At 69.4% G+C, this 23,938-nt stretch carries 20 protein-coding genes; 16 read left to right on the forward strand and 4 right to left on the reverse strand.

All coding sequences use genetic code 11. The annotated features are described in order from the left end of the window. The first annotated feature begins 101 nt into the window (after window positions 1-101). Window positions 102-650 carry a formaldehyde-activating enzyme gene (locus H9Q09_RS04215; protein ID WP_187390003.1) on the forward strand — a complete coding sequence of 183 codons (549 nt, stop codon included), beginning with the start codon at window positions 102-104 and terminating at the stop codon, window positions 648-650. A 21-nt stretch (window positions 651-671) separates the two neighbouring features. On the opposite strand, the gene nth (H9Q09_RS04220) is transcribed toward H9Q09_RS04215, so the two are convergent. The 3 genes from nth (H9Q09_RS04220) to H9Q09_RS04230 all read right to left on the reverse strand — a co-directional run bounded on the left by nth (H9Q09_RS04220) (window position 672) and on the right by H9Q09_RS04230 (window position 2,984). After that, window positions 672-1,340: an endonuclease III gene (gene nth / locus H9Q09_RS04220; RefSeq protein ID WP_187390004.1), complete on the reverse strand. Its 669-nt coding sequence runs from the start codon at window positions 1,338-1,340 to the stop codon at window positions 672-674. Window positions 1,341-1,462: 122 nt separating this feature from the next. Further along, window positions 1,463-2,383: a bifunctional helix-turn-helix domain-containing protein/methylated-DNA--[protein]-cysteine S-methyltransferase gene (locus tag H9Q09_RS04225; protein ID WP_187390005.1), complete on the reverse strand. Its 921-nt coding sequence runs from the start codon at window positions 2,381-2,383 to the stop codon at window positions 1,463-1,465. A 91-nt stretch (window positions 2,384-2,474) separates the two neighbouring features. After that, window positions 2,475-2,984, reverse strand: coding sequence for a DUF2244 domain-containing protein (locus tag H9Q09_RS04230; protein ID WP_187390006.1), 510 nt, complete (start codon window positions 2,982-2,984; stop codon window positions 2,475-2,477). Window positions 2,985-3,135: 151 nt separating this feature from the next. Between H9Q09_RS04230 and nth (H9Q09_RS04235) the strand changes: the two genes are divergently transcribed. After that, the gene (gene nth, locus H9Q09_RS04235; protein ID WP_187390150.1) at window positions 3,136-3,810 is read left to right on the forward strand and encodes an endonuclease III; all 675 of its coding nucleotides are present in this window, start codon (window positions 3,136-3,138) and stop codon (window positions 3,808-3,810) included. Here nth (H9Q09_RS04235) and H9Q09_RS04240 read toward each other — a convergent pair. Next, a complete protein-coding gene (locus tag H9Q09_RS04240; protein ID WP_187390007.1) occupies window positions 3,767-4,546 on the reverse strand; it encodes a sulfate transporter family protein in 780 nt (259 codons plus the stop codon). The two genes, nth (H9Q09_RS04235) and H9Q09_RS04240, sit on opposite strands and share 44 nt — an antisense overlap. 130 nt (window positions 4,547-4,676) lie before the next feature. Here H9Q09_RS04240 and H9Q09_RS04245 point away from each other — a divergent pair, with 130 nt between their 5' ends. The 14 genes from H9Q09_RS04245 (at window position 4,677) to ctaD (ending at window position 23,929) form a co-directional block, all read left to right on the forward strand. Beyond that, complete coding sequence (locus H9Q09_RS04245; RefSeq protein ID WP_187390008.1) at window positions 4,677-5,678, forward strand: adenosine kinase; 1,002 nt, start codon at window positions 4,677-4,679, stop codon at window positions 5,676-5,678. Window positions 5,679-5,763: 85 nt separating this feature from the next. Further along, window positions 5,764-6,756, forward strand: a complete 993-nt coding sequence (locus H9Q09_RS04250) for a Gfo/Idh/MocA family oxidoreductase (protein WP_187390009.1) — start codon at window positions 5,764-5,766, stop codon at window positions 6,754-6,756. A 146-nt stretch (window positions 6,757-6,902) separates the two neighbouring features. After that, window positions 6,903-7,898, forward strand: coding sequence for a penicillin-insensitive murein endopeptidase (mepA, locus tag H9Q09_RS04255; RefSeq protein WP_187390010.1), 996 nt, complete (start codon window positions 6,903-6,905; stop codon window positions 7,896-7,898). A 141-nt stretch (window positions 7,899-8,039) separates the two neighbouring features. Continuing rightward, a complete protein-coding gene (locus tag H9Q09_RS04260) occupies window positions 8,040-9,065 on the forward strand; it encodes a glucokinase (protein ID WP_187390011.1) in 1,026 nt (341 codons plus the stop codon). A gap of 116 nt (window positions 9,066-9,181) precedes the next feature. Continuing rightward, on the forward strand, window positions 9,182-10,120 hold the full coding sequence (gene gshB, locus H9Q09_RS04265; RefSeq protein ID WP_024349379.1) for a glutathione synthase: 939 nt from the start codon (window positions 9,182-9,184) through the stop codon (window positions 10,118-10,120). Window positions 10,121-10,241: 121 nt separating this feature from the next. Beyond that, window positions 10,242-10,829 carry an SH3 domain-containing protein gene (locus tag H9Q09_RS04270; protein WP_188075253.1) on the forward strand — a complete coding sequence of 196 codons (588 nt, stop codon included), beginning with the start codon at window positions 10,242-10,244 and terminating at the stop codon, window positions 10,827-10,829. Between the two features lie 100 nt (window positions 10,830-10,929). After that, a complete protein-coding gene (locus H9Q09_RS04275; protein ID WP_187390012.1) occupies window positions 10,930-11,721 on the forward strand; it encodes a 4'-phosphopantetheinyl transferase superfamily protein in 792 nt (263 codons plus the stop codon). Next, window positions 11,718-12,530, forward strand: a complete 813-nt coding sequence (locus H9Q09_RS04280; protein WP_187390013.1) for a metallophosphoesterase — start codon at window positions 11,718-11,720, stop codon at window positions 12,528-12,530. The genes H9Q09_RS04275 and H9Q09_RS04280 overlap by 4 nt, the downstream gene beginning before the upstream one ends. 56 nt (window positions 12,531-12,586) lie before the next feature. Further along, entirely contained in the window at window positions 12,587-13,921 is a 1,335-nt protein-coding gene (locus tag H9Q09_RS04285; RefSeq protein WP_210315203.1) for a YeeE/YedE family protein, read from the forward strand. A gap of 242 nt (window positions 13,922-14,163) precedes the next feature. Continuing rightward, window positions 14,164-15,138 carry a hypothetical protein gene (locus tag H9Q09_RS04290; RefSeq protein ID WP_187390014.1) on the forward strand — a complete coding sequence of 325 codons (975 nt, stop codon included), beginning with the start codon at window positions 14,164-14,166 and terminating at the stop codon, window positions 15,136-15,138. Continuing rightward, entirely contained in the window at window positions 15,104-16,660 is a 1,557-nt protein-coding gene (locus tag H9Q09_RS04295) for a DNA polymerase Y family protein (protein ID WP_246716007.1), read from the forward strand. The genes H9Q09_RS04290 and H9Q09_RS04295 overlap by 35 nt, the downstream gene beginning before the upstream one ends. Continuing rightward, window positions 16,657-20,172, forward strand: a complete 3,516-nt coding sequence (locus H9Q09_RS04300; protein ID WP_187390015.1) for an error-prone DNA polymerase — start codon at window positions 16,657-16,659, stop codon at window positions 20,170-20,172. Before H9Q09_RS04295 ends, H9Q09_RS04300 begins: the two co-directional genes overlap by 4 nt. Before the next feature lie 137 nt (window positions 20,173-20,309). Further along, on the forward strand, window positions 20,310-21,371 hold the full coding sequence (gene coxB / locus H9Q09_RS04305; RefSeq protein ID WP_348646273.1) for a cytochrome c oxidase subunit II: 1,062 nt from the start codon (window positions 20,310-20,312) through the stop codon (window positions 21,369-21,371). Then, window positions 21,368-23,929 (forward strand): cytochrome c oxidase subunit I, encoded by a 2,562-nt coding sequence (ctaD, locus tag H9Q09_RS04310; RefSeq protein WP_187390017.1) that lies wholly within the window; start codon window positions 21,368-21,370, stop codon window positions 23,927-23,929. Before coxB ends, ctaD begins: the two co-directional genes overlap by 4 nt. The last annotated feature ends 9 nt before the right edge of the window (window positions 23,930-23,938 follow it).

Raw genomic sequence — 23,938 nt, forward strand, 5'->3', positions numbered from 1 at the left:
CGGTTTCGCTTATGCCCGCGCCGCCTTGGCGCGGGTTTGAGTGCGCCGGCGGAAGCTGCTAGGCCGCAGCGGGCGCCGGAAACCAGCGAGAGAATGCCATCATGACCGACCGTATCGTCCTGCGCAGCGGCGAAGCCCTTGTCGCCGGCGGCCCTCCGGGCACCGCCGCCGAACCGGAAGTCGTCATCGGCGAGCTCGACGGGCCGGTCGGCACCGCGCTCGCCACCCTCACCGGCGACCAGGTGAAGGGCCATAGCCGCGTCTTTGCCCTGCTCAACACCGACATCATGGTCCGCCCGGTCACGCTCTGCGTGTCGAAGGTGACCGTCGACGATCCCAAATACACCAACATCCTGATGGGCACGGTGCAGTTCGCCATTGCCAATGGCGTGCTCGACGCCGTGCGCGGGGGCATCCTGCCGAAGGACCGGGTCAACGACCTCGGCATCATCTGCTCGGTCTGGCTCGCCCCGACCATCGTCGACGTGCCGGATCTCGACCACAAGGTGCTGTTCGACATCCATCGCAAGGGCATGACCCAGGCGATCCGCAAGGCGATGGCGAACGAGCCTTCGATCGACTGGCTCCTGGAGAACCAGGACAATATCGTCCACAAATACTACCAGATGGGCCTCGACGGTAAGATCTGAGGCCATCCCGGCGACCGCCGCTCAGGGGGCGGCGGCGTCCCGGTTGGCGGCGAACCAGAGGCAGAGATCGGTGAGCATGCAGGCCTCGCAGCGGGGCCTGCGCGCCACGCAGACCGCCTTGCCGAACTGGATCAGCCAGAAATGCCCGTCGCCCTGCGCCCAGTCCGGGGCGCGTGCGGTGAGTTGGTCGGCGGTGGCGTCGGCCCCGCGTGCCGCCGTCAGGCCGATGCGGTTGGCGACCCGGTGGACATGGGTGTCGACGGCGATGACGTCCTGTCCGAAGGTGAAGCTGAGGACGATGTCGGCGCATTTGCGCCCGACGCCCGGCAGCGCCATCAGCCCGGCCCGATCCTGCGGGACGACCCCGCCATGGGTCTCGAGCAGCGCGTGGCAGAGCCGCGTCAGATTGCGCGCCTTCATGTTGTAAAGGCCGCAGGGTTTGATCGCCCGGGCAATCGCTTCTTCGCCGAGCATCAGCATCGCCTGCGGCGTCGTGGCCAGCGCAAACAGTGCCTCGGCCGCCGCGGCCGTGTTGCGGTCGAGGCTCTGGGCCGAGAGGACGCAGGAGACCAGCGAGCGGAACGGATCGGGCTGGTCCTTCGGCCCCTTGGCCGTTGCCGTGCGCCCCGGCATCCCGGCGGCAAGGCGCCGGAACACCGTCTCCACCGCCGCCTCCGGCAAAACCGCCATGTCGCTCATCCGTCCGGCCACCGGCCTCGTCCTCCCCGATCGGGGAATTCAGATAGGGGCACGTGAGAGCCTGCGGATGCGACTGCTTGCCTCGGCATGGGTCCTCGCCGGGACAAAGCATGTCATCCGTTGTCGCGGGCGAGAAGTCCGCTTTCCCAGCCGAGCATCGCCCGCTTGCGGGTGATGCCCCAGTGATAGCCGGTGAGCGCGCCGGACTTGCCGACCACCCGGTGGCAGGGCACCACGAAGGAGACCGGGTTGCGCCCGACCGCCGCCCCGACCGCGCGGGCCGCCTTCGGCGCGCCGATGCGCTCGGCGACGCTGGCATAAGTGGTCGCCTGGCCCACGGGGATCGTCAGCAGCGTTTCCCAGACCCGGATCTCGAAATCCGTCCCGATCAGCACCACCCGCAACGGCCGCTCGCTCTGCCAGTGGCCAGGCTCGAAGATGCGCCGGGCGAGCGGGGCGGTCCGGTCGGGCGCCGGCCGGAAACTCGCCTTCGGCCAGCGCCGGCGCATGTCGTCCAGCGCCGCCGCCTCGCCGCCGTCGCCGGGTTCGGCGAAGCCGATGCCGGCGAGGCCCCGTTCGGTGGCCACAACCAGCGCCAGGCCGAAGGGCGTCGCATGGAAGCCGTAGTCGAAGGCGATGCCCGCGCCCTTGGCCTTGTAGGCGCCCGGCGACTGGGCCTCGTGCTTGACGAAGAGATCGTGCAGCCGCGAGGGGCCGGAGAGGCCCACCTCGAAGGCGGCATCCAGCAGCGACGCCCCGCCGTCGAGCAGGCGGCGGGCGTGATCCATGGTGACGGCCTGCAGGAACGCCTTCGGCGTCAGCCCGGCCCAGCGGCGGAACACGGCAGTCAGCGCCTCTTCCGAACGGCCGAGCGCCGCGGCAATCTCGCCGAGGCTCGGCTGCTCGCTGTAATGGACCGAGATGAACTCGATGGCGCGGCGGACCGCCTCGTAATCGCCGAGGCTCTCCTGGCCGGCGGATGGCGTGATCACGGCGGGGTCGGTTCGGACCGTGTCGGGTGCGATCGACAACATGGCAATTCTCCCTTGCTGGCCGATCATCGCCTCCGCGGGCGGCGTCCGCCACCCGTTTTCCGACAATCGGCCCGACGGAGACGCCAGCCGGTCAGCGGCCCTTGGCGGTCAGCAGCGCGCGGTTGAATTCGCGGGCGAAGCTCTCGCGGTCGTCGGGATTGAGGAACCCGCCGATCTCGGTGGAAGCAGCCTTGGAATCGACGCTCATCCGTGTGATGCCGATCTCGTCGTGCCGGTCCACCTTGAACCGCGCCCAGAACGGATTGTGATGGGTCTCGCGGACCTCGCCGCGCGGCGAGATCTTGCGGATCGCCAGGTCGGTCCGAGAAACGGTGACGAGTTCGCGCGCCCTGGCCGAGCGGTAGCTGGCGCGAAACGCCCACCAGATCAGCAGCACGTCGACGCCGAAAAAGCCGAAGACCGGCCAGGCGCCCTTGGCGACGAAGGCGATGCCGGTGACGAGGCTGACCCCGCCGACAAAGACCATGAGGATGTTGAAGCCGCGCCGGCCGAGCGAGCGGTAGGGCGTCAGCAAGGCCTCGAAGATCGGCCGTTCCGACGCGGCGTCGGCCTGACCTGTGCCATCGCGATTGTCAGTCACGGCGTCGTCTCGCTATAGGGCAACGATGAGCGACAAGATTGGACCATCCGGCCAAGGGGTCAAGCGCGGCAAAAGCGACGCATCGCCTCGCGCGGCCAGTGCCAAGCGTCCGGCCAGGGCGGCGACACGGCGCCCGGCCCGGCCGCGCCGCGTGAAGATCCCCTATTCGGACGAGGAGATCACCGAGATCTTCCGGCGCTTCTCGGTGCAGCGGCCCGAGCCCGTGTCGGAACTCGCCTACACCAATCCGTTCACGCTACTGGTCGCCGTCGTCCTGTCGGCGCAGGCGACCGATGCCGGCGTCAACAAGGCGACGCGCGAACTGTTTCACGTCGCCGACAATGCCGCGGCCATGGCGGCGCTGGGCGAGGATGCGATCCGCGAGCATATCCGCACCATCGGGCTCTATCGCAACAAGGCCAAGAACGTCGCCGCCCTCGCCGAGACGCTGGTGGCGCAGCATGGCGGAGAAGTTCCCGGCGAGCGCGCCGCGCTGGAGGCCCTGCCCGGCGTCGGCCGCAAGACCGCCAGCGTCGTTCTCAACGTCGCCTTCGGGGAGGAGACGCTGGCCGTCGACACCCACATCTTCCGGATCGGCAACCGGCTGAAGCTGGCGCCCGGCGCAACGCCCGAGGCGGTGGAGCAGGGACTTTTGCGGATCATTCCGCAGCCCTATCGCCGCCATGCCCATCACTGGCTGATCCTGCACGGCCGCTATGTCTGCAAGGCGCGCAAGCCGGACTGCGAGGCCTGCGTTATCGCCGATCTCTGCAAGGCCGAGATCAAGACGAACGACGTTCCGGCGCCGCTGCATCCGATCCCCTGACGCGGCCCGCGGTCCGGTCCGCCTGGACCGGCAGGCCGCCGGTCTTTGCCGCGATGCGCTGGTGCAGATGCACCATCAGCGCCGCCGCAAAGAGTGGCGTCAGCAGATTGACGATCGGGATCGCCAGGAAGCCAGCGATCAAGAGGCCCGCCATGAACACCGTGCCGCCATGGCGCGAACGGATCGCCTTGGCCTCGTCCTCCGACCGGTAGCGCATCGCCGCGAACTCGAAATATTCGCGGCCGAGCAGATAGCCGTTGACCAGGAAGAAGGCGGCGATGTTGACGCCGGGCACCAGCAGCAGCACCAGCGCCAGCAGATTGCCGAGGATGACCACGCCGAAGAACTTCACCGACAGGACGAGCCCCGGCAGGAAGGCCATCGCCGTGCCGGTCGGGGCCTCCGGGTAGCTCTCGCGCTCGACCACCACCGCCACGTCGTCGAGGAAGAGGCTGGCAATGACCGCACTGATCGGGCCAATCAGGAAGGCCAGGAGCACCGCCAGAAGCAGGCCGGCGGCCCAGCCGGCCAGCGTGCCGGCCTGATCGAGCCAGCTCAGATCGTCCGGAAAGAGGTTGGACAAGAACGGCACGGCAAAAATCTCGGCGATGGCGCCGATGCCGAACCAGAGCGCGACGAGCACCACGGCCGTCAGCCCCAGGGTCTTCCAGAGGGCGACCCGGAAGGGCGGCGAGAAGATGTCGGCGAGCGCAAGCCGGGCGGCGGTGAAGATCATCGGGCGTCCTTTCCGTCCAGCCGAGATAGGCACGCCGACGCGCCCCCGCAACGCGGGCCGCGCTTGCCCCGCTGGCCATTTCGGCCTCCGCGGGTTAACCAGACGGCACGCTTCAACGACAGGATGGACCATGGCAGAATACGACGTTCTGACGATCGGCAATGCGATCGTCGACATCATCGCGCGGGCCGACGACGCTTTTCTGGAACGCGAAGGCGTGCAGAAGGCCGGCATGACGCTGATCGACGCCGAACGCGCCGAGCATCTCTACGACGCCATGGGGCCGGGCACCGAGACCTCGGGCGGCAGCGCCGGCAACACCATTGCCGGGCTGGTCAGCCTCGGCGGCACGGGTGCCTATATCGGCAAGGTCGCCAACGACCAGCTCGGCCGGATCTTCACCCACGACATCCGCGCGCTGGGCGTCAAGTTCGACACCACGCCGCTGGACACCACGCCGCCGACGGCGCGCTGCATGGTGCTGGTCACGCCGGATGGCGAGCGCTCGATGAGCACCTTCCTCGGCGCCTGCACCGAGCTCGGACCGCAGGACATCGACGCTTCGCTCGTGGCCGCTGCCAAGGTCACCTATTTCGAAGGCTATCTGTGGGATCCGCCCCGCGCCAAGGAGGCGATCGTCGCCGCCGCGAATATTGCCCATGAGAACGGCCGCGAGGTCGCCATGACCCTGTCGGATTCCTTCTGCGTGCATCGCTACCGCGCCGAATTCCTCGACCTGATCCGCTCGGGCACGGTCGACATCGTCTTCGCAAACGAGGCCGAGGCCAAGGCGCTTTACGAGACCGAGGACATGGACGCGGCGATCGACGCGCTGGCCAAGGACGTCAAGCGCTTCGCCGCGGTCACCCGCAGCGAGAAGGGCTGCATCGTGGCCGAAGGCGAGCAGCGGATCGCGGTGCCGGCGACGGCGGTCGACAAGGTGGTCGACGCGACCGGTGCGGGCGATCTCTTCGCCGCCGGTTTCCTGCGCGGCTATACGATGGGCCTCGACCACGAGAAATCGGCCCGGCTCGGCGTCGCGTCGGCCGGCCACATCATCGGCCAGATCGGCCCGCGGCCGCAGCTGCCGCTGACCGAGCTGGACGCCGTGAAGGCCGTCCTGAACGGCTGACGGGACCTGCGACCGGCCGCCTGGCGAGGGGCGGCCGGTCGCGGCAAGGACAATGACGACCAACGTCCACAAGGGGGGAACCGGCATGCTCAGATGGGGAATTCTGTCCACCGCCAAGATCGGGCGGGAACATGTGATGCCCGCGATCGCCAAGGCGACCAATGGCCGGCTGGCGGCGATCGCCAGCCGTGACGTGGAGCGGGCGCGCGAAGTCGCCGAGATGTTCAGCATCCCGCGCGCCTATGGCAGCTACAACGAGCTCTTGGCCTCCGACGAGGTCGACGTGATCTACGTCCCGCTGCCGACGTCCCAGCACGCCGAATGGACGCTGAAGGCGATCGAGGCCGGCAAGCACGTCCTGTGCGAAAAGCCGATGGGCATGACCGCCGCGGAGATCGCGACGATCGCGGATGCGGCGAAGGCGGCCGGCGTCACGGTGTCCGAGGCCTTCATGGTCACCTATCACCCGCAATGGGCCAAGGTGCAGCAGCTGATCGCCGACGGCGCCATTGGCCGGCTGATGCATATCGAGGCGGCCTTCAGCTACTACAATGTCGACGCCGCCAACATGCGCAACCGGCCCGAGCTGGGCGGCGGCGCGCTGCGCGACATCGGCGTCTATCCCATGGTCACCAGCCGCTTCGCGACCGGCATGGAGCCGGTGCGGGTGCGCGCCAAGGTGGTCACGGATGCCGAGTTCGGCACCGATTCCTTCGTCACCGGCACTGTGGATTTCGGCGACTTCGAGATGAGCCTGTATCTGGGCACCCGCATGGCCAACCGGCAGGGCATCGTCTTCCACGGCCAGGACGGCTTCATCGAGATCGCCGCGCCGTTCAACGCCAGCCTCTATGACGGCGACAAGGTGTTCCTGCACGACCGCACGCACCGCCACACCGAGACCTTCCGCTTCCCCGGCATCGACCAGTACCGGCTGCAGGTGGAGAGCTTCGCCGACGCGATCGCCGGCAAGGGCACCGAACTGTTCTCGCTGGAATCCAGCCGCCGCAACCAGGCGGCGATCGACGCCCTGTTCGAGGCCGGCCGGACCGGCGACTGGGTCGAGGTTTCCGGCTGACGGCCACGAAAACGGCATAAGCCTGCGGCAGTCTTCGCATGATGATCCGGGCCGGCGTCTCGCCGCGCCCGGGCGCCTTCCCGCAAGCCTCGGCCCAACTGCGCCCGATAGGCTCGCGGACGCGACGACGGGGGACGACGAGGCTGATGACGGCAACGGGCAAGACGCGGACACGCACGGCGGCGGGCGCGCTTCTGGTCGCGGCGATGATGGCATGCACGGCCGTCGCGGCCGAGCCGACCGCCAAGCAGATCTTCGGCAGCCAGCATGCGGCGGCGGCCCTGCCCTCGGCGAGCCACGGCTTCTACTCCAAGGGCTGCCTTGCCGGCGCGGCGCAGCTGCCCGCCGACGGCCCGGCATGGCAGGCGATGCGCCTGTCGCGCGATCGCCGCTATGGCCACCCCAACACCATTTCCTTCCTCGAGCGCCTCTCCCGCGAGGCGGCGGCGCGCGGCGTCTGGCCCGGCCTTCTCGTCGGCGACATCTCGCAGGCCCGTGGCGGCCCGATGCCGTCCGGCCATGCCTCGCACCAGATCGGGCTGGACGCCGACATCTGGCTGCAGCCGATGCCGGCCCCCCGGCTGACGCCGGAAGCCCGCGAGGATTTTCCGTTCCGCTCGGTGCTGAAGCCCGGCACCTTCCAGGTCGACGACCGGGTCTGGACCTCGAATTATCGCGACCTCATCCGCATGGCCGCCGAGGACCCCAAGGTGCAGCGCATCTTCGTCCATCCGGGCATCAAGAAGAAGCTGTGCGAGACCTCGGGGCGCGAACGCGCCTGGCTGAACAAGGTCCGCCCCTATTACGGCCATCACGAACATTTTCACGTGCGGCTGTTCTGCCAGCCCGGCTCGCCCGGATGCACGGCCCAGCGCTCCACCGGCAGCGGCGACGGCTGCGGCGATCTCGACTGGTGGTTCGACGTGGCGTTGCAGCCGCCCAAGCCCGGCGGCAAGCCGGCCAAGCCCAAGCCGCCGATGATGCTCGCCGACATGCCCGACGCCTGCCGTCAGGTCGCCAACGCACCGGCCCGCTTCGACGGCGGCGGCGTGGTGGCCGCCAGCATGGCCGCCCCGGCCGGGGCGCTGGGCTATGCGCCCGAAGTGCGGGTTCCGATCCCGACCAACCGCCCGATCCGCTGAACCGCATCGGTCCGTCCTGCGGGCCGCCGCCCGCCCCGCGGGAGGGGCCGGAGCCGGCGCGCGCGGCGGATCGGCGTTTTGCCTTCGTCACGGCAATGGCCTATGTGGCAGTCATACGAATCGATTGAAGCGGGCATTCCCATGGCAGGCAAGCGCGACGAAAACGACGCGTTGAAGTTTCCGGTCCTGATCGGCGATATCGGCGGCACCAATGCGCGCTTTTCCCTGCTGGTCGACGCCTTCGCCGATCCCAAGCCGTTCCCGGTGATCCAGACCGCGGATTTCGAGACGATCGACGATGCGATCCAGGCGACGGTTCTGGACAAGACCTCCATCCAGCCGAAATCGGCGGTCCTGGCGGTTGCCGGCCCGGTGGACGGCGACGAGATCGACCTGACCAACTGCCCCTGGGTGGTGCGGCCGCGCAAGATGCTGGCCGAGTTGGGGATCGAGGAGGTCATCGTCCTCAACGATTTCGAGGCGCAGGCGCTGGCGATCTCCGCGCTGGGCGACACCTCGCGCTCGCAGATCGGCGGCGGCACCGTCCATGAAGGCGCCAGCCGCGCCGTGCTCGGCCCCGGCACCGGCCTCGGCGTCGCCGGGCTGGTGCGGGCCCGAAGCATGTGGATTCCGGTCGCCGGCGAAGGCGGCCATATCGATCTCGGTCCGCGCACGCCCCGCGACTACGCGATCTGGCCGCATCTGAAGACCATCGAGGGACGGGTGTCGGGCGAGCAGGTCCTGTGCGGCCGCGGCCTCGTCAATCTCTACGAAGCGATCTGCGCCGCCGACGGCGTCGACCCGGTCCACAGCTCGCCTGCCGAGATCACCGAGGCGGCGGTCAACCGCAAGGATGAGCCGTCGAGCGAAGCCGTGGACCTCTTCGCCACCTATCTCGGCCGCGTTGCCGGCGACATCGCGCTTCTCTTCATGGCCCGCGGCGGCGTCTACATCGCCGGCGGCATCTTCCAGCGCATCATCCCGATCCTGAAGGCCGACCAGGTGCGCGCCGCCTTCGAGGACAAGGCCCCGCACAGCGCCTTGATGCGCGAGATTCCGCTCTTCGTGGTGACCGAGCCGCTGGCCGCGCTGGCCGGCCTCGCCGCCTTTGCCCGCACGCCGCGCTTCTTCGGGCTGGAGACCACCGGACGCCGCTGGGTCGCCTGACCAGGGCCCCGCCCCGGGGCCTTGCCGGCGACGATCCGTCCATTGCCATTGCGCATGTCGCCGCTCGGCGCTACGTCGCAGCGCGGTCGTACCCGTTCCCAGGCGAAGGAAACCCCATGGCGCTCAAAGTCGCGGTCCAGATGGACCATGTCTCCTCGATCTCGATCAAGGGCGATTCCACCTTCGCCCTCTGCCTGGAAGCGCAGAACCGCGGCCACAGCCTGTTCCACTACACGCCCGACCGGCTGTCGCTGCGCGACGGCCGCGCCACGGCCCGCGGCGAGGTGCTGGAACTGCGCGAGGAAGAGGGCAACCATTTCAGCCTCGGGCCCCAGGAAAAGGTCGATCTGGCCGAGATGGACGTCGTCCTCCTGCGCCAGGACCCGCCCTTCGACATGGCCTACATCACCTCGACCCACATTCTCGACCGCATCCATCCGAAGACGCTGGTCGTCAACGACCCGACCTCGGTGCGCAACGCGCCGGAGAAGATCTTCGTCACCGAATTCGCCGATTTGATGCCGGAGACGCTGATCACCAAGGACCCGGAAGAGGTCATGGCCTTCCGTGCCGAATTCGGCGACATCGTCATGAAGCCGCTCTACGGCAATGGCGGCGCCGGCGTCTTCCACATCACCCCGGACGACCGCAACCTGACCTCCTTCCTGGAGACCTTCGGCCTTCTGTTCCGCGAGCCGTTCATCGTGCAGCGCTACCTGAAGGACGTGCGCAAGGGCGACAAGCGGATCATCCTGGTCGACGGCGAGTTCGCCGGTGCGATCAACCGCGTGCCGGCCGAGACCGACACCCGCTCCAACATGCATGTCGGCGGCCAGGCGACCCCGACCGAGCTGACGCCGCGCGAACGCGAGATCTGCGAGCGCATCGGACCGGCACTGCGCGAGCGCGGCCTGATCTTCGTCGGCATCGACGTGATCGGAGACCTCCTCACCGAGATCAACGTCACCTCCCCGACCGGCATCCGCGAGGTGAAACGCTTCGGCGGCGCCGATATCGCCGCGGTCCTGTGGGACGCGATCGAGGCGAAGCGCTGACTTCCTGCCGTTGCGGAAGATGAACGCCGGATAACAGGTGCGTTCGGGAACCGTTCGGACTGACTGTGGCTTACTGCAGCAAGAGAACCGGAGAGGTTCCGGCTCAGTCCGAGGGAACGCCATGAACAAGATGCTCTTTGCAGCGCTCGCGGTCGCGAGCGCCATCACGCTGCCGGCGAGCGCACAGGCGCAGTCGCGTGCGATCGCCACCACCGACGTCAATCTGCGCGCCGGCCCGTCGACCTCCTATCCCGCCGTCAACGTCGTCGGCGCCGGCGACCGGGTCCGCGTCTTCGGCTGCCTCGACACCCGCGCCTGGTGCGATGTCGGCTATGACGGCCAGCGCGGCTGGATGTCATCCAACTATCTCGCCGACGCCCGCGAGCGCCGCTACACCGGTCCGCGCTATGTCGACCGGATGGACGCGCCGGTCATCTCCTTCTCCATCGGCCGCTACTGGGACGACCATTATCGCGGCCGCAATTTCTATCGCGACAGGGACCGCTACGACGACCGCCGGGGCCGCGACCGCCGCGACTTCGATCGCCGCGACGACCGGCGTGATGCCCGTCGCGATGCCCGCCGGGACTTCCGCGAAGACCGGCGTGACGACCGGCGCGAATTCCGCGAGGATCGGCGGGACGATCGTCGCAACTATCGCGAGGAGCGCCGCGACGAACGGCCGGTGCCCCTCTACCGGGTGGACTGAGGCCTCCCCACATTGAACGATGATCGAGGCGCGGGCGCCCCCCGCGCCTCGATGCTTTTGCGGCCCGCAGTTCCCGGCCGCCGTGCCGCCGAGGACAGCCTTGCCACCGATCGATCCCACCACCAGCGCCCCTGCCCTGCCGGAGAACGGCGTCGCCATCTGGCTGACCTTCCTGGTCGATATCGGCGACAGCGAGCGCGCGGCCTATCGCAAGCTCCTCGACCCGCACGAGGTCGAGCGCCACGACCGCTACAAGGTGGCCGGCGCCCGCGACGAGTTCCTGGTCGGCCGGGCGCTGGTCCGCACCACCCTGTCGCGCTACCGCGACACCGCGCCCGCCGACTGGCGCTTCGAGACCAACCGCCATGGCCGGCCCGCGATCATCGGCGAGGCGGCGGGCGGCCTCGTGTTCAACCTCTCCCATACCCGCGGCCTCGTCGCCTTGGTCGTCTCCAGGGGCTGCGAGATCGGCGTCGACGTGGAGGCGGTCGGCCGGGAAAGCGCCACCTTCGATCTGGCCGGGCGCTATTTCTCGCCGTCCGAAGCCGAATGGGTGCGCGCGGCGACCGGCCCTGCGCTGGCCGAGCGGTTCTTCGCGGTCTGGACCCTGAAGGAAGCCTATATCAAGGCCCGCGGCATGGGGCTGGCCCTGCCGCTGGACGGCTTCTCCTTCGCCCTCGACGACGCCACCGACAGGCCGACCATCGCCTTCCATGAAGGCTGCCCGGACGATCCGGCCCGCTGGGCATTTTTGCGCCGGCGTATCTCGAACGACCATCGCCTGGCCTTCGCGGCCTCGCCGCCGGACCGGATCGACAGCGTGCGATTCCTGCGCACCGTTCCGCTGTCGGGCTCCGTTACCGATATCGGCGCCACGGACGGCGCATCGTGAAGCTCTTCGCCGTCGCAGACCTGCATCTAGGCCACCCGGCCAATCGCGAGGCGATCCACGAGATCGCCGCGCATCCGGACGACTGGCTGATCCTCGCCGGCGACGTCGGCGAGACCGAGCGCCATCTGGATCTGGCCCTCGACGTCCTGCAGCCGAAATACCGGCAGGTCGTCTGGGTACCGGGCAATCACGAACTCTGGGCCGTGGCCTCGGAGGGTGTGCCGCTGCGGGGCGAGGCGCGCTATCACCACTTCGTGGAACGCTGCCGGGCCCGCGGCGTGCTGACGCCCGAGGACGCCTATCCGGTCGTTGCCATCGACGGGCAGGACGTGCGCATCGTGCCAATGTTCCTGCTCTACGACTATTCCTTCCGGCCCTCCGATGTCGCCCATGAGGACGCCGTCGCCTGGGCCCGCGAGGGCGGGCCGGTCTGCTCCGACGAGCAGTTCCTGCCGGCCGATCCACATGCCAGCCGCAGCGCCTGGTGCGCGGCGCGCGTGTCGGCGACCGAAGCCCGCCTCGACGGGCTCGACGACGGCGTGCCCAACATCCTCGTCAATCACTGGCCGCTGCGCCGCGATCTGGCCCGCCTGCCGCGTATTCCGCGCTTCTCGATCTGGTGCGGCACCACCCGCACCGAGGACTGGCACACCCGCTACAACGCCCGGGCCGTGATCTCCGGCCATCTGCACATGCCCTCGTCCAGGACCATCGACGGCGTCGCCTTCGAGGAGGTCTCCTTCGGCTATCCCAAGCAATGGCGCGGTCGCCGCGAACCGGCCGACGCGCTGCGCCGCATCCGGATGTAGCCGGCTCACGAAAGCCTCACGGCAGCTGAGATGATGCCCTTCGCGCGGATCGGCGCTTGCGGGGAACAATCTTCGCCTCCCGCTGCCGGGCGGAGCATGCTGTGCGTCGTCGGTCCCGCAGCCCGACCCTATCTGTCGTCGCAACAGCTTGCATTTCCACGGAGACATCCATGTCGCAGATCACCATGGCGGGCCGCGCCCCCGGCAGCGGCGCCGTGAGCCCGGCCGCCTGGGTCGCGCTCGGCCTCGCCCTTATCGGCGCGCTGGGTCTTGGCTTCGGCCAGAGCCCGCGCATTGCCGCGCTCTTCGTCGTCGGCGGCGCCTTCGGCCTCGTCCTCTACCATGCCGCCTTCGGCTTCACCTCGGCCTGGCGCAACTTCATCCGCGACGGTCGCGGCCGGGGCCTGCGCGCCCAGATGGTGATGCTCGCCATCGCCGTCGCGCTGTTCTTCCCGGCGCTGGCCGCCGGCAGCCTGTTCGGCCAGGAGGTCTCGGGCTTCGTCTCGCCGGTCGGCACCTCGGTGCTGGTCGGGGCGTTCATCTTCGGCATCGGCATGCAGCTGGGCGGCGGCTGCGCCTCCGGCACGCTCTACACCGCCGGCGGCGGCAATGCCCGCATGCTGATCACGCTGGCCTTCTTCATCATCGGCTCGCTGCTGGCGACGATCCATTTCGACTGGTGGATGGCGCTGCCGGCCTTCGAACCGGTCTCGGTCGTCGACAGTGTCGGCGCGCCGCTGGGCATCGTCCTGTCCTTCGCCGTCTTCGCGGCCATCGCGGCGGTGACGATCCTCGTCGAAAAGCGCCACCATGGCGGGCTGGAGCAGGCCGACGCACCAAAGCGCCACGGTCTGGCGCGCTTTGCCCGCGGGCCGTGGCCGCTGGTCGCCGGCGCCATCGCGCTGGCGCTGCTCAACTTCGTCACGCTGGCGCTGGCCGGGCGCCCCTGGGGCATCACCTCGGCCTTCGCCCTGTGGGGCGCCAAGCTGTCGGAACTCGGCGGCGTCGATCCCTCCGCCTGGTCCTACTGGCAGCAGCCGGGCAATGCGACGGCCCTGTCCTCCAGCATCTTCGCCGACATCACCTCGGTGATGAATTTCGGCATCATTCTCGGCGCCCTCCTCGCCGCGGCCCTTGCCGGCCGGCTGGCGCCGAACTTCGCCATTCCGCTGCGCTCCATCCTGGCCGCGGCGGTCGGCGGACTGATGCTCGGCTACGGCGCGCGAATCGCCTTCGGCTGCAATATCGGCGCCTATTTCGGCGGCATCGCCTCGGGCAGCCTGCATGGCTGGCTGTGGCTGGTCGCAGCCTATGCCGGCTCGGTTCTCGGCGTGCGCCTGCGGCCGTTCTTCTTCGTCGGCGAACGGCCGCACGTCACCAAGGACGCCTGACCGCACCCATCATCCACAGACCTTTCGAAAGGCCGTCGCGACACCCTCGCGGCGGCCTTTTTGCGTGGTTGTCGCAAGACAGGCGATTAGGAATCCTGCCCTTTCCGGAAACGGCGCCCGGGCCCTGAGCAGACTCGGCTTGACTCTCCAGGGCCGCTCTGGAATCCATAGGAACATATCAGGAACAAACCTCTTGGTGAGGCGGAGCGATCGCGAATCCCTTGTGATCGAAGGAGAATCCTATGGCCTCGACCGATCCCGCCGCGCTGACCGCCTCCCGGCGCGCGGCCCCGCCCGCGCCCGTTCGCCTGTATGGCACGGACCGGGACTTTGCTAGGAATCGTGCCCTGTCGGATCTGCGCGAGCGCATCGCGCAGATCGAGGGCGAGCCGGTCTGCCGGCTGGAAAACACCGCTGCGGACACCCGCCGCCAGGGCGACGCGGCAGCCGTGCGGCGCGCGGCGCCGAAGCTCCTGTCGCTCGGCAACGCGGCGGCCGATACGGCGCTCGGCGGCGGCTTTCCGGCGGCGGGACTGGCCGAGATCCATCTCGACGAGACCCGCGACGGCGGCTCGCTCGCCGGCTTCGCGCTGGCGCTGGCGATCCGCTTCGGCGCCCGCCCGGGCCGGCCGCTCCTGTGGATCGGCGACATGATGGCGTTTTCCGAGGCCGGGCTTCCCTATCTGCCGGGGCTCGCGAGCTTCGGCCTCGACCCGGCCGCGCTCTGTCTCGTCAAGACCCGCAAGCTCGACGAGGCGGCCTGGGCCGGCGAGGAGGCCGCCACCTCGCGGGCGCTGGCCATGGCGATCCTGGAAGTGCGCGGCAATCCCGCCCGGCTCGGCCTCGACGGCACCCGGCGGCTGCATCTGCGCGCCCGCGAGGCCGGCCTGCCGCTGCTGCTGCTGCGCCAGAGCGCCCGCCCCGAGGCCACCGCCGCGCCGCTGCGGCTGCGGATCCGGCCGGGGCCGGCGAGCCGCGTCGCCGACCTGGCCGACCGCGACAAGCTTATCGGCCACCCGGTCTTCGACGTCACGGTGGAGAAATCCCGCGACGGTCGCCCGCAGCATGTAGTCCTGGAGTGGAATTCCCATGAGCGACGTTTCGGCCCCCCGGCCCGTTCCGAACCGCTATCTCGCCCTGTCGTTTCCACGGCTGTCGACGGACCGGATCCGGCGCGAGCGGATGGGACGGTCGTGGCGCTCCGACGCGCCTCGTAAGGGAGCGGCCGGCGGCGGCGACGGCGAAAGCGGCCGCCCGGCGCCGCTGGCGCTCTACGAGACCGTCGGCAACGCCAACCGCATCGTGGCGACCTGCGAGGCGGCCGAGGCCATGGGGCTTGCGGCGGGCAGCGGCCTTGCCGAGGCGAAGGCGCGGTTTCCGGACATGGAGGTCATGCTTGCCGACCCGGCGGCCGACCGGCGGCTGCTGGAGGCGGTCGCCGACTGGTGCGACCGCTATACGCCACTCGTCGCCCTCGACGCGCCACATGGTCTCGTCCTCGACATTTCCGGCTGCGCCCATCTCTTCGGCGGCGAGAAGGCGCTGATGGACGATCTCCTGGTGCGGTTGTTCCATCAGGGCCTCGCCGCGCTCGCGGCGATCGCCAGCCATGCCGGCACGGCCCTGGCGCTGGTCGGCGGCGGCAGGGGGCGCGGCGGCGCCATCGTCGCCGAGAACGACGAACTGGCCGCGGTTTCGCCGCTGCCCGTCGCCGCGCTGCGGCTGGAGCCGCCGGTCGCGGCGATGTTTCGCCGTCTCGGCCTGAAGACCATCGACGCGCTGCTGGCGCTGCCCCGCGCCGGGCTGGCGCGGCGCTTCGGCGAGGATCTCCTCGCCCGCCTCGACACCGCGCTCGGCCGCGCCTCCCGGCCGATCAGCCCGCGCCGGCCGGTGCCGGACCTGACCGCCGAGCGGCGATTGTTCGAGCCGATCAGCCTGACCGACGACGTCGAGCGCATCCTCCTGTTGCTGGCGGCGCGGCTGAAGGGCGACCTGGAGCGGCGCGGCGTCGGGGCGCGGCAGCTCGAACTGTCGCTGTTTCGCGTCGACGGCGCGGTCAACCGGCTGGTGGTCGGCGCCTCGCGGCCGGTGCGCGAGCCCGCCGCCATCCAGCGCCTGTTCCGCGAGCGCATGAAGGGCCTTGGCGAAGAGTTCGACGCCGGCTTCGGCTACGATCTCGTCAAGCTCGCCATCTACGCCACCGAGCCGATGCCGGACCTGCAGACCGACCTGTCCGGCGAGACCGTCGGCAGCGACGCCTTCGGCAGCCTCGTCGACCGGCTCGGGGCGCGGCTCGGCGAGGCCAGCGTCCTGCGGCTCGACGCCGTCGCCAGCCACTGGCCCGAGCGGGCCGAACGCTGGCGGCCGATGGCGGCGGGCGCGGCCGCTCTGGCAAGGCCGGCACCGGTCGCCGCGCCGCAGACGGCGCCGCGGCCGCTGCGGCTGCTCGCCATGCCGGAAGCGATCGAGGCGAGCTTCGAGGTGCCGGACGGCGCGCCGCTGAAATTTCGCTGGCGCCGGGCGCTGCACGTGGTGCGCCGCGCCGAGGGGCCGGAGCGCATCGCCGGCGAATGGTGGCGCCAGCCCGACGCGGCGGCCCGCGACTATTACCGCGTCGAGGACGAGGCCGGCCGCCGCTTCTGGCTGTTCCGCCAGGGCTGCGCCGATCCGGCCGTCGATCCCGAGCTGCAGGTGCCGGACGGACGCCCGGCCTGGTTCCTGCACGGCATCTTCGCATGAGGATCGAGCCCTATCGCGAGCCCCGGGCCTTTCCCGAAATCGGCGTCGCCAGCTGCTTTTCCTTCCTTGCCGGGGCGTCGCAGCCGGAAGAGCTGGTGGTCACCGCCCACCGCCTGGGGCTTGCCGGCCTCGGCATCGCCGACCGCAACACCGTGGCCGGCGTCGTGCGCGCCCATCAGGCCGCGCGCGAGGCGGAACTGCCCTATGCGCCCGGGGCCCGGCTGGTGTTTTCCGACGCGACGCCCGACATCTTCGCCTATCCGCGCGATCGTGCCGGCTGGGGCCGGCTCTGCCGGCTTCTGAGCCGCGGCAATCTGCGGGCGACCAAGGGAAGCTGCATCCTCACCCTTGCCGACCTCCTGGAATGGGGCGAGGGGCTGAACCTCGCGATGATCGCGCCCCAGGCGCTCGGCTGCGGCCAGGACGGCGACGCCGCGGCAATGGAGGCCGGCCTCGCCGACCCGCTGCACCGGCTGCGCGAGGCCTTCGGCGGCGCCGTCCGTCTCGCCGTCGCGCCGGCCCATGACGGGCTCGACCAGCGCCGCATGGCCCGGGCGGCGCATCTGGCCGCGCGCTGCCGCACGCCGATGCTGGCCACCAACGACGCCTTCCATCACGCGCCCGGCCGGCGCCGGCTGCAGGACGTGATGACCGCGATCCGCGAGCATGTGCCGCTGGCCGAGGCCGGCTTCCTGCTGGCGCGCAACGCCGAGCGGCATCTCAAGGCGCCGCACGAGATGGAGCGGCTGTTCCGCCATTATCCCGAGGCGATCGCCGAGACCGGCCGGTTCTTCGCCGAGCTGCAGTTCGACCTGAAGAGCCTTGCCTACGAATATCCCGACGAGGCGCTGAAACTGTCGCGCTCGCCGGCCGAGGAGCTGCGTTATCTCGCCCATGAGGGCGCCCGCTGGCGCTATCCGGAGGGCGTGCCGGCCAGCGTGACGACGCGGATCGACTACGAGCTGAAGATCATCGGCGAATTGCAGTACGAGCCGTATTTCCTCACCGTCCACCACATCGTGAAGGGCGCCCGCGAGAAGGGCATCCTGTGCCAGGGCCGCGGCTCGGCGGCCAATTCCGTCGTCTGCTTCTGCATCGGCGTCACCGAGGTCTCGCCGGAGCGGGCCGGCCTCCTGTTCGAGCGCTTCATCTCCTCGGACCGGCGCGAGCCCCCGGACATCGACATCGACTTCGAGCACGAGCGCCGCGAGGAGGTGATCCAGTACATCTACGAGCATTACGGCCGCGACAACGCCGCCATCGCCGCCACCGTCATTACCTATCGGGCGCGCTCTGCCGCCCGCGAGGTCGGCAAGGCGTTCGGCCTGTCGGAAGATGCCGTCTCGGCCCTGTCCGGCTCGGTCTGGGGCTATTCCTCCGCCGATCTCGGCGAGCGCGAGGCCGCGGCCGCGGGCCTGTCGGCCAAGGACGCCACCACCGCCAACGTCCTGTCTTTCTCCGCCGAGCTCGCCGGCTTTCCCCGGCATCTGTCCCAGCATGTCGGCGGCTTCGTCATCACCAAGGGCCGCATCGACGAGGTCGTGCCGATCCTCAATACCGGCATGGAGGGGCGCACCATCGTCGAGTGGGACAAGGACGATCTCGACGAGCTCGGCATCCTGAAGATCGACATCCTGGCGCTGGGCATGCTGTCCTGCCTGCGCCGCGCCTTCGATCTCCTGCAGCAGCATTACGACCTGCCGCTGACGCTGGCCGACCTGTCGAAGGCCCAGGACGACCAGCCCACCTATGCGATGATCCAGCGCGCCGACACGCTCGGCGTCTTCCAGATCGAGAGCCGGGCGCAGATGACCATGCTGCCCAAGCTACGGCCCGACTGTTTCTACGACCTGGTCATCGAGGTGGCGATCGTGCGGCCCGGGCCGATCCAGGGCGACATGGTCCACCCCTATCTGCGCCGCAAGATGGGGCTGGAGCCGGTCACCTTCCCCAAGGAGGAACTGCGCGAGGTGCTCGGCCGCACCCTCGGCGTGCCGCTGTTCCAGGAACAGGCGATGAAGATCGCCATCGTCGCGGCGGGCTTCACGCCGAACGAGGCCGACCGGCTGCGCCGCGCCATGGCGACCTTCCGGCGGGTCGGCACCATCCACACCTTCCAGAAGAAGATGGTCGAGGGCATGGTCGCGCGCGGCTACGAGCGCGACTTCGCCGAGCGCTGCTTCAAGCAGATCGAGGGCTTCGGCGAATACGGCTTTCCCGAAAGCCACGCCGCTTCCTTCGCGCTGCTGGTCTACGCCTCCTGCTGGCTGAAATGCCATTATCCGGACGTCTTCGCCGCCGCCCTCCTGAACGCCCAGCCGATGGGCTTCTACGCCCCGGCGCAGATCGTGCGCGACGCCCGCGAGCACGGCGTCGAGATGCGACCGGTCGACATCAATCGCTCCGACTGGGACCAGACACTGGAGGCTGCCGCCTTCGACCCCGGGCGGATGAAGGCCAGCAATGCCGGCATGCGCGACCATATCCGCACGCACCACGCGGTCCGTCTCGGCTTCCGGCAGGTGAAGGGCCTCGGCGAGGTCGACATGCGCACGCTGGTGGCGGCACGGGGCGCGGGCTACGATTCCGTGCGCGACCTGTGGCTGCGCTCGGGGCTGAAACGCGCGACCATCGAGCGGCTGGCCGATGCCGACGCCTTCGCCTCGCTGGGCTACAGCCGCCGCGACGCGCTGTGGGCCTGCCGGGCGCTCGACGCCAAGGGCTCGTCGGAGCGGCTGCCGCTGTTCGAGCAGGCGGCGACCCGCGACCTGCAGGCCGAGCCCGACGCCACGCTGCCGCCGATGCCGGTCGGCGAAGAGGTGATCAACGATTATCGCTTCCTGTCGCTGTCGCTGAAGGCGCATCCGGTGAGCTTCGTGCGCCGCGACCTCGAGGTCCTGCGGGTCATCCCCGACGAACGGCTGGAGCGCCTGCGCTCGGGCAGCTGGGTGACGGTCGCCGGCCTCGTCCTGATCCGCCAGCGGCCCGGCTCGGCCAAGGGCGTCATCTTCATGACCATCGAGGACGAGACCGGCACGGCCAACATCATCGTCTGGCCGAAGGTCTTCGAAAGCCACCGTGCCCTCGTCCTGGGGGCCCGTTTCGTCAAGGTGACCGGCCGGATGCAGTCCGACCACGGGGTCATCCATGTCGTCGCCCAGACCATCGAGGACCTGACGCCGCTCCTGATGCGCGTTGCCGATGGCGGCGCGACGACGGACTACGCCCTGGCCCCGGCCGATCACGTGAAGAGCCCGCTGCGGCGCCCCTCCAGCCGTCCGGCGGGCCTTGCCCCCGATGCGGCGAAGGCCGGCGACGTGGACGCGGCGGAGCTCGCCGTCTCGCTCGGTGCCGCCCTTGCCCGCGCCGACGAGGTGCGCCGGCCGATCGACGAAAAGCGGCTGGCCCACCGGCATCTGCGCATGGTGGCGGCAAGCGACGGCCCGATCCAGCGCAGCATGGCCGAACGCCAGAGCCGGGAGGTGCTGCCCAAGGGCCGCAATTTCCAATGATCCGGCTCGCTGAGAGCGATGTGGGCGCGGTCGTCACTTTCGTTCTGGCCGAAGCCCGGACAGCGCCTATCTGCCGATAAGGGCGCCACGAGGGGCGTCCGGAAATCCGGCGACCGCGCCATATCGAAAGGATGACGATGCCGGCATCGCGGCCGCTCACGACCGGGACCTCCAGCCGTCGCAGATTGCCCGCCGCCTTGCGGCCGGGCCGGCTCGCGCGTCTCGCCGCCCCGGCCGGACTGGCGCTCCTTGCCGGCTGCGCCGGACCGCAATCGGTCTTCGAGGGCGCCGGCGCCGAGGCCACCGACGTCGCCTTCCTGTTCTGGGTCATGCTGGTCGGCTCGGTCGCCATCTGGCTGTTCGTCATCGGCCTCGGCATCTACGCCACCAAGACCCGGCCCCGTGCCCATAGCGAGCGTACCGGCCTCTACCTGATCATCTGGGGTGGCGGTGTCTTTCCGGTCGTCGTCCTCGCCGGCCTGCTGATCTGGGGGCTGGCCATGATGCCGGAGCTGCGCCGCCCCGCAAACGGCCCGACCATCGCGGTTTCGGGCGAGCGCTTCTGGTGGCGCATCTCCTACGATGTCGAGGGCGAGCCGGGCGCGGTGCGCAGCCTGCCCGCCGGCGGCGTCGAAAGCGCCAACGAGCTCTGGCTGCCGCTTGGCCGGCGCACGGAGATCCTGCTCGGCAGCCCCGACGTGATCCATTCCTTCTGGGTTCCCGCCATCGCCGGCAAGACCGACGCCATTCCGGGCCGGGTCAACCGGCTGGTGCTCGAGCCGACCCGCGAAGGCGTCTATAACGGCGTCTGCGCCGAATTCTGCGGCGACGCCCATACCCAGATGGGGCTGCGCGTCGTGGTGGTGCCGCAGGCCGAGTACGAGGCGCGCGTTGCGGCCCTGGCGCAGCCGGCCGCCATCACCGACGATCCCGGCGCGGCGCTGTTTCTGAAGAATGGCTGCGGCGCCTGCCATACGGTCCGTGGCACCGAGGCCAACGGCCGCGTCGGCCCGGACCTCACCCACATCGCCTCGCGCCAGACCATCGCCGCCGGCCTGCTGCCGACGAATGTCGCCAATATCGCCCGCTTCATCCACTCCACCGATCACGTCAAGCCGGGCGTCGAGATGCCGTCCTTCGGCGTCCTGCCGGACACCGAGATCGACGCGATCGCCCAATGGCTCGGACGCCTCGAATGAGCGAGACACCCTTCGACAACCCGGCGATCACTGGCGCGAGCGATCGCGACCAGGAGGATCCGGCCGTCCGCCGCGAGCAGGAGGACCGGCTGCGCACGGTCTGGGCCGCCCCCAAGGGCTGGCGCTACTGGTCGGCGGTCAACAACACCGAAGTCGGCATCTGGTACACCGCCACCTCCTTCGGCTTCATGCTGTTTGCCGGCGTTCTCGGACTGATGATCCGCAGCCAGCTGGCCGTGCCCGACAACGACTTCCTGACCGCGTCCTTCTACAATCAGGTCTACACGCTGCACGGCACCGTGATGATGTTCCTGTTCGCGGTACCGATCTTCGAGGCCGTGGCGATTATCCTGCTGCCGCAGATGCTGGGGGCGCGCGACCTGCCGTTCCCGCGCCTGTCGGCCTTCGGCTACTGGTGCTTCCTGATCGGCGGCGTCTTCGTCTGCGGCTCGATCTTCTTCGATTCGGCCCCCGAGGGCGGCTGGTTCATGTATCCGCCGCTGACGACGCAGGAGCGGTTCTCGCCCGGCTACGGCCCGGACATCTGGCTCTTGGGCCTGTCCTTCATCGAGGTCGCCTCGATCGCCGCGGCGGTGGAGCTGATCGTCGGCACGCTCAAATGCCGGCCGCCCGGCATGCGGCTCAACCTGATGCCGCTCTATGGCTGGTACGTGCTGGTCGTCGCCGGGATGATCCTCTTCGCCTTCCCGCCGCTGATTGCCGGCGACATCCTGTTCGAGCTGGAGCGGCTGTTCAACTGGCCCTTCTTCGACCCGACGCGCGGCGGCGACCCGATGCTGTGGCAGCATCTGTTCTGGATCTTCGGCCATCCGGAGGTCTACATCGTCTTCCTGCCGGCGATCGCGCTTCTGGCGATGATCGTGCCGACCTTCGCCCAGCGGCCGATCCTCGGCTATTCCTGGATCGTGCTGGCGGCCGTCGGCACCGGCTTCCTGTCCTTCGGCCTGTGGGTCCACCACATGTACGCGACGGGCTTGCCGTCGATCTCGCTCGGCTTCTTCTCGGCAGCCTCCGAGGCGGTGGCGATCCCCACCGGCGTGCAGATCTTCGTCTTCCTGGCGACGCTTCTGACCGGCCGGGTGATCTATTCGGTGCCGATGCTGTTCGTCTCCGGCTTCTTGGCGATCTTCGTCATCGGCGGGCTGACCGGCGTGATGATCGCGCTGGCGCCCTTCGACTGGCAGGCCCACGACACCTATTTCATCGTCGCCCATCTCCATTACGTCTTGATCGGCGGCATGCTGTTCCCGCTGATGGCCGGCGTCTATTATTACTGGCCGCTGATCGGCGGACGGAAAATGTCCGACCGCTTCGGCAAGATCGCCTTCTGGCTGATGTTCGTCGGCTTCAACGTCGCCTTCATGCCGATGCACTGGTCCGGCCTGATGGGCATGCCGCGGCGGGTCTGGACCTATCCGGAGGCGCTGGGCCTCGGGATCCCGAACCTGATCTCGACCATCGGCGCCTTCGTCTTCGCCGCCGGTTTCCTGGTGGTCGTGGCCGATGTCCTGCGGCCGCGCGGCAAGGAGCCCTATGCCAAGCGCAATCCCTGGAACGCCGGCACGCTGGAATGGCTCGGCGAGATGCCCGGCGAAGCCTGGGGCGTGCGCTCAATCCCGCTGGTGCGCACGCGCTATCCGATCTGGGACCAGCCGAACTTCATCGACGATGTCGACAAGGGCCGGTTCTATCTGCCCGACGCCGTGGAGATGAAACGCGAGACCATCGTCACCAGCGTTCTCGACGGCCGGCCGATCCAGTGCCTGCGGGTGCCGGGCCCGACCTTCATGACCTTCTGGGCGGCGATCTTCCTCGGCGCGGTCTTCATCCTGGCGACGTTCCATTACTGGTACGCCACCATCGCCGCGATGGTGCTGGCGACGGCGGCGATCATCCTCTGGCTGTGGCGCGGTACCGCCGTCGTCCCGGAGAAGATGGAGAAGGACGTCGGGCGGGGCCTGTCGCTGCCGCTCTATACGTCGGGCCCGCATTCGGTCGGCTGGTGGGCGATGTTCATCACCATGATCGGCGACGGCACCGCCTTTGCCGGGCTCGCCTTCGGCTATTATTTCTTCTTCACCATCCATGCCGACTTCCCGCCGCCGGTCTCGGAAGGCCCGGGACTGCTCTGGCCGCTGGTGTCGCTGGGGCTGTTCGCGGCGGCCTGGATCGGCGCGCAGGCGGCGCTCGTCGCCAACAGCCGCGCCCATGTCGGCCTGTCGCGGCTCCTGATGGGCGGTGCGGCGGCGATCAGCCTGGCGGCCGCGGCGGCCCTGGTCTGGGCACCCTACGCCACCAACATGGACCCGACAGTCCATGTCCATCCGGCGATCGTCTGGACCCTGGTCATCTGGACCGCCGCCCACGGCGCCGTCGGTGCGCTGATGCTGGCCTACTGCCTTGCCCGTTCGCTGGCCGGCAGGCTGACGCCGGTCTTCGACATCGATATCCACAATGTCGCGCTCTACTGGCACTTCATGGCCGCGACCGCGTTGGCAACCGTGGTGACGATCTCGCTCTTCCCGCTCTTGGTCTAGGAGGCGAAC

The sequence above is a fragment of the Aurantimonas sp. DM33-3 genome (assembly GCF_014334315.1).
In the GTDB taxonomy this organism is placed as follows: Bacteria; Pseudomonadota; Alphaproteobacteria; order Rhizobiales; family Rhizobiaceae; genus Aurantimonas; species Aurantimonas coralicida.

Excerpts from the sequence above, each read along its gene's own strand:
- H9Q09_RS04215 (WP_187390003.1), top strand. The coding sequence starts at position 102 with ATGACCGACCGTATCGTCCTGCGCAGCGGCGAAGCCCTTGTCGCCGGC.
- nth (WP_187390004.1), bottom strand. The coding sequence starts at position 1,340 with ATGGCGGTTTTGCCGGAGGCGGCGGTGGAGACGGTGTTCCGGCGCCTT.
- H9Q09_RS04225 (WP_187390005.1), bottom strand. The coding sequence starts at position 2,383 with ATGTTGTCGATCGCACCCGACACGGTCCGAACCGACCCCGCCGTGATC.
- H9Q09_RS04240 (WP_187390007.1), bottom strand. The coding sequence starts at position 4,546 with ATGATCTTCACCGCCGCCCGGCTTGCGCTCGCCGACATCTTCTCGCCG.
- H9Q09_RS04245 (WP_187390008.1), top strand. The coding sequence starts at position 4,677 with ATGGCAGAATACGACGTTCTGACGATCGGCAATGCGATCGTCGACATC.
- H9Q09_RS04250 (WP_187390009.1), top strand. The coding sequence starts at position 5,764 with ATGCTCAGATGGGGAATTCTGTCCACCGCCAAGATCGGGCGGGAACAT.
- mepA (WP_187390010.1), top strand. The coding sequence starts at position 6,903 with ATGACGGCAACGGGCAAGACGCGGACACGCACGGCGGCGGGCGCGCTT.
- H9Q09_RS04260 (WP_187390011.1), top strand. The coding sequence starts at position 8,040 with ATGGCAGGCAAGCGCGACGAAAACGACGCGTTGAAGTTTCCGGTCCTG.
- gshB (WP_024349379.1), top strand. The coding sequence starts at position 9,182 with ATGGCGCTCAAAGTCGCGGTCCAGATGGACCATGTCTCCTCGATCTCG.
- H9Q09_RS04270 (WP_188075253.1), top strand. The coding sequence starts at position 10,242 with ATGAACAAGATGCTCTTTGCAGCGCTCGCGGTCGCGAGCGCCATCACG.
- H9Q09_RS04290 (WP_187390014.1), top strand. The coding sequence starts at position 14,164 with ATGGCCTCGACCGATCCCGCCGCGCTGACCGCCTCCCGGCGCGCGGCC.
- H9Q09_RS04295 (WP_246716007.1), top strand. The coding sequence starts at position 15,104 with ATGGGACGGTCGTGGCGCTCCGACGCGCCTCGTAAGGGAGCGGCCGGC.
- H9Q09_RS04300 (WP_187390015.1), top strand. The coding sequence starts at position 16,657 with ATGAGGATCGAGCCCTATCGCGAGCCCCGGGCCTTTCCCGAAATCGGC.
- coxB (WP_348646273.1), top strand. The coding sequence starts at position 20,310 with ATGCCGGCATCGCGGCCGCTCACGACCGGGACCTCCAGCCGTCGCAGA.
- ctaD (WP_187390017.1), top strand. The coding sequence starts at position 21,368 with ATGAGCGAGACACCCTTCGACAACCCGGCGATCACTGGCGCGAGCGAT.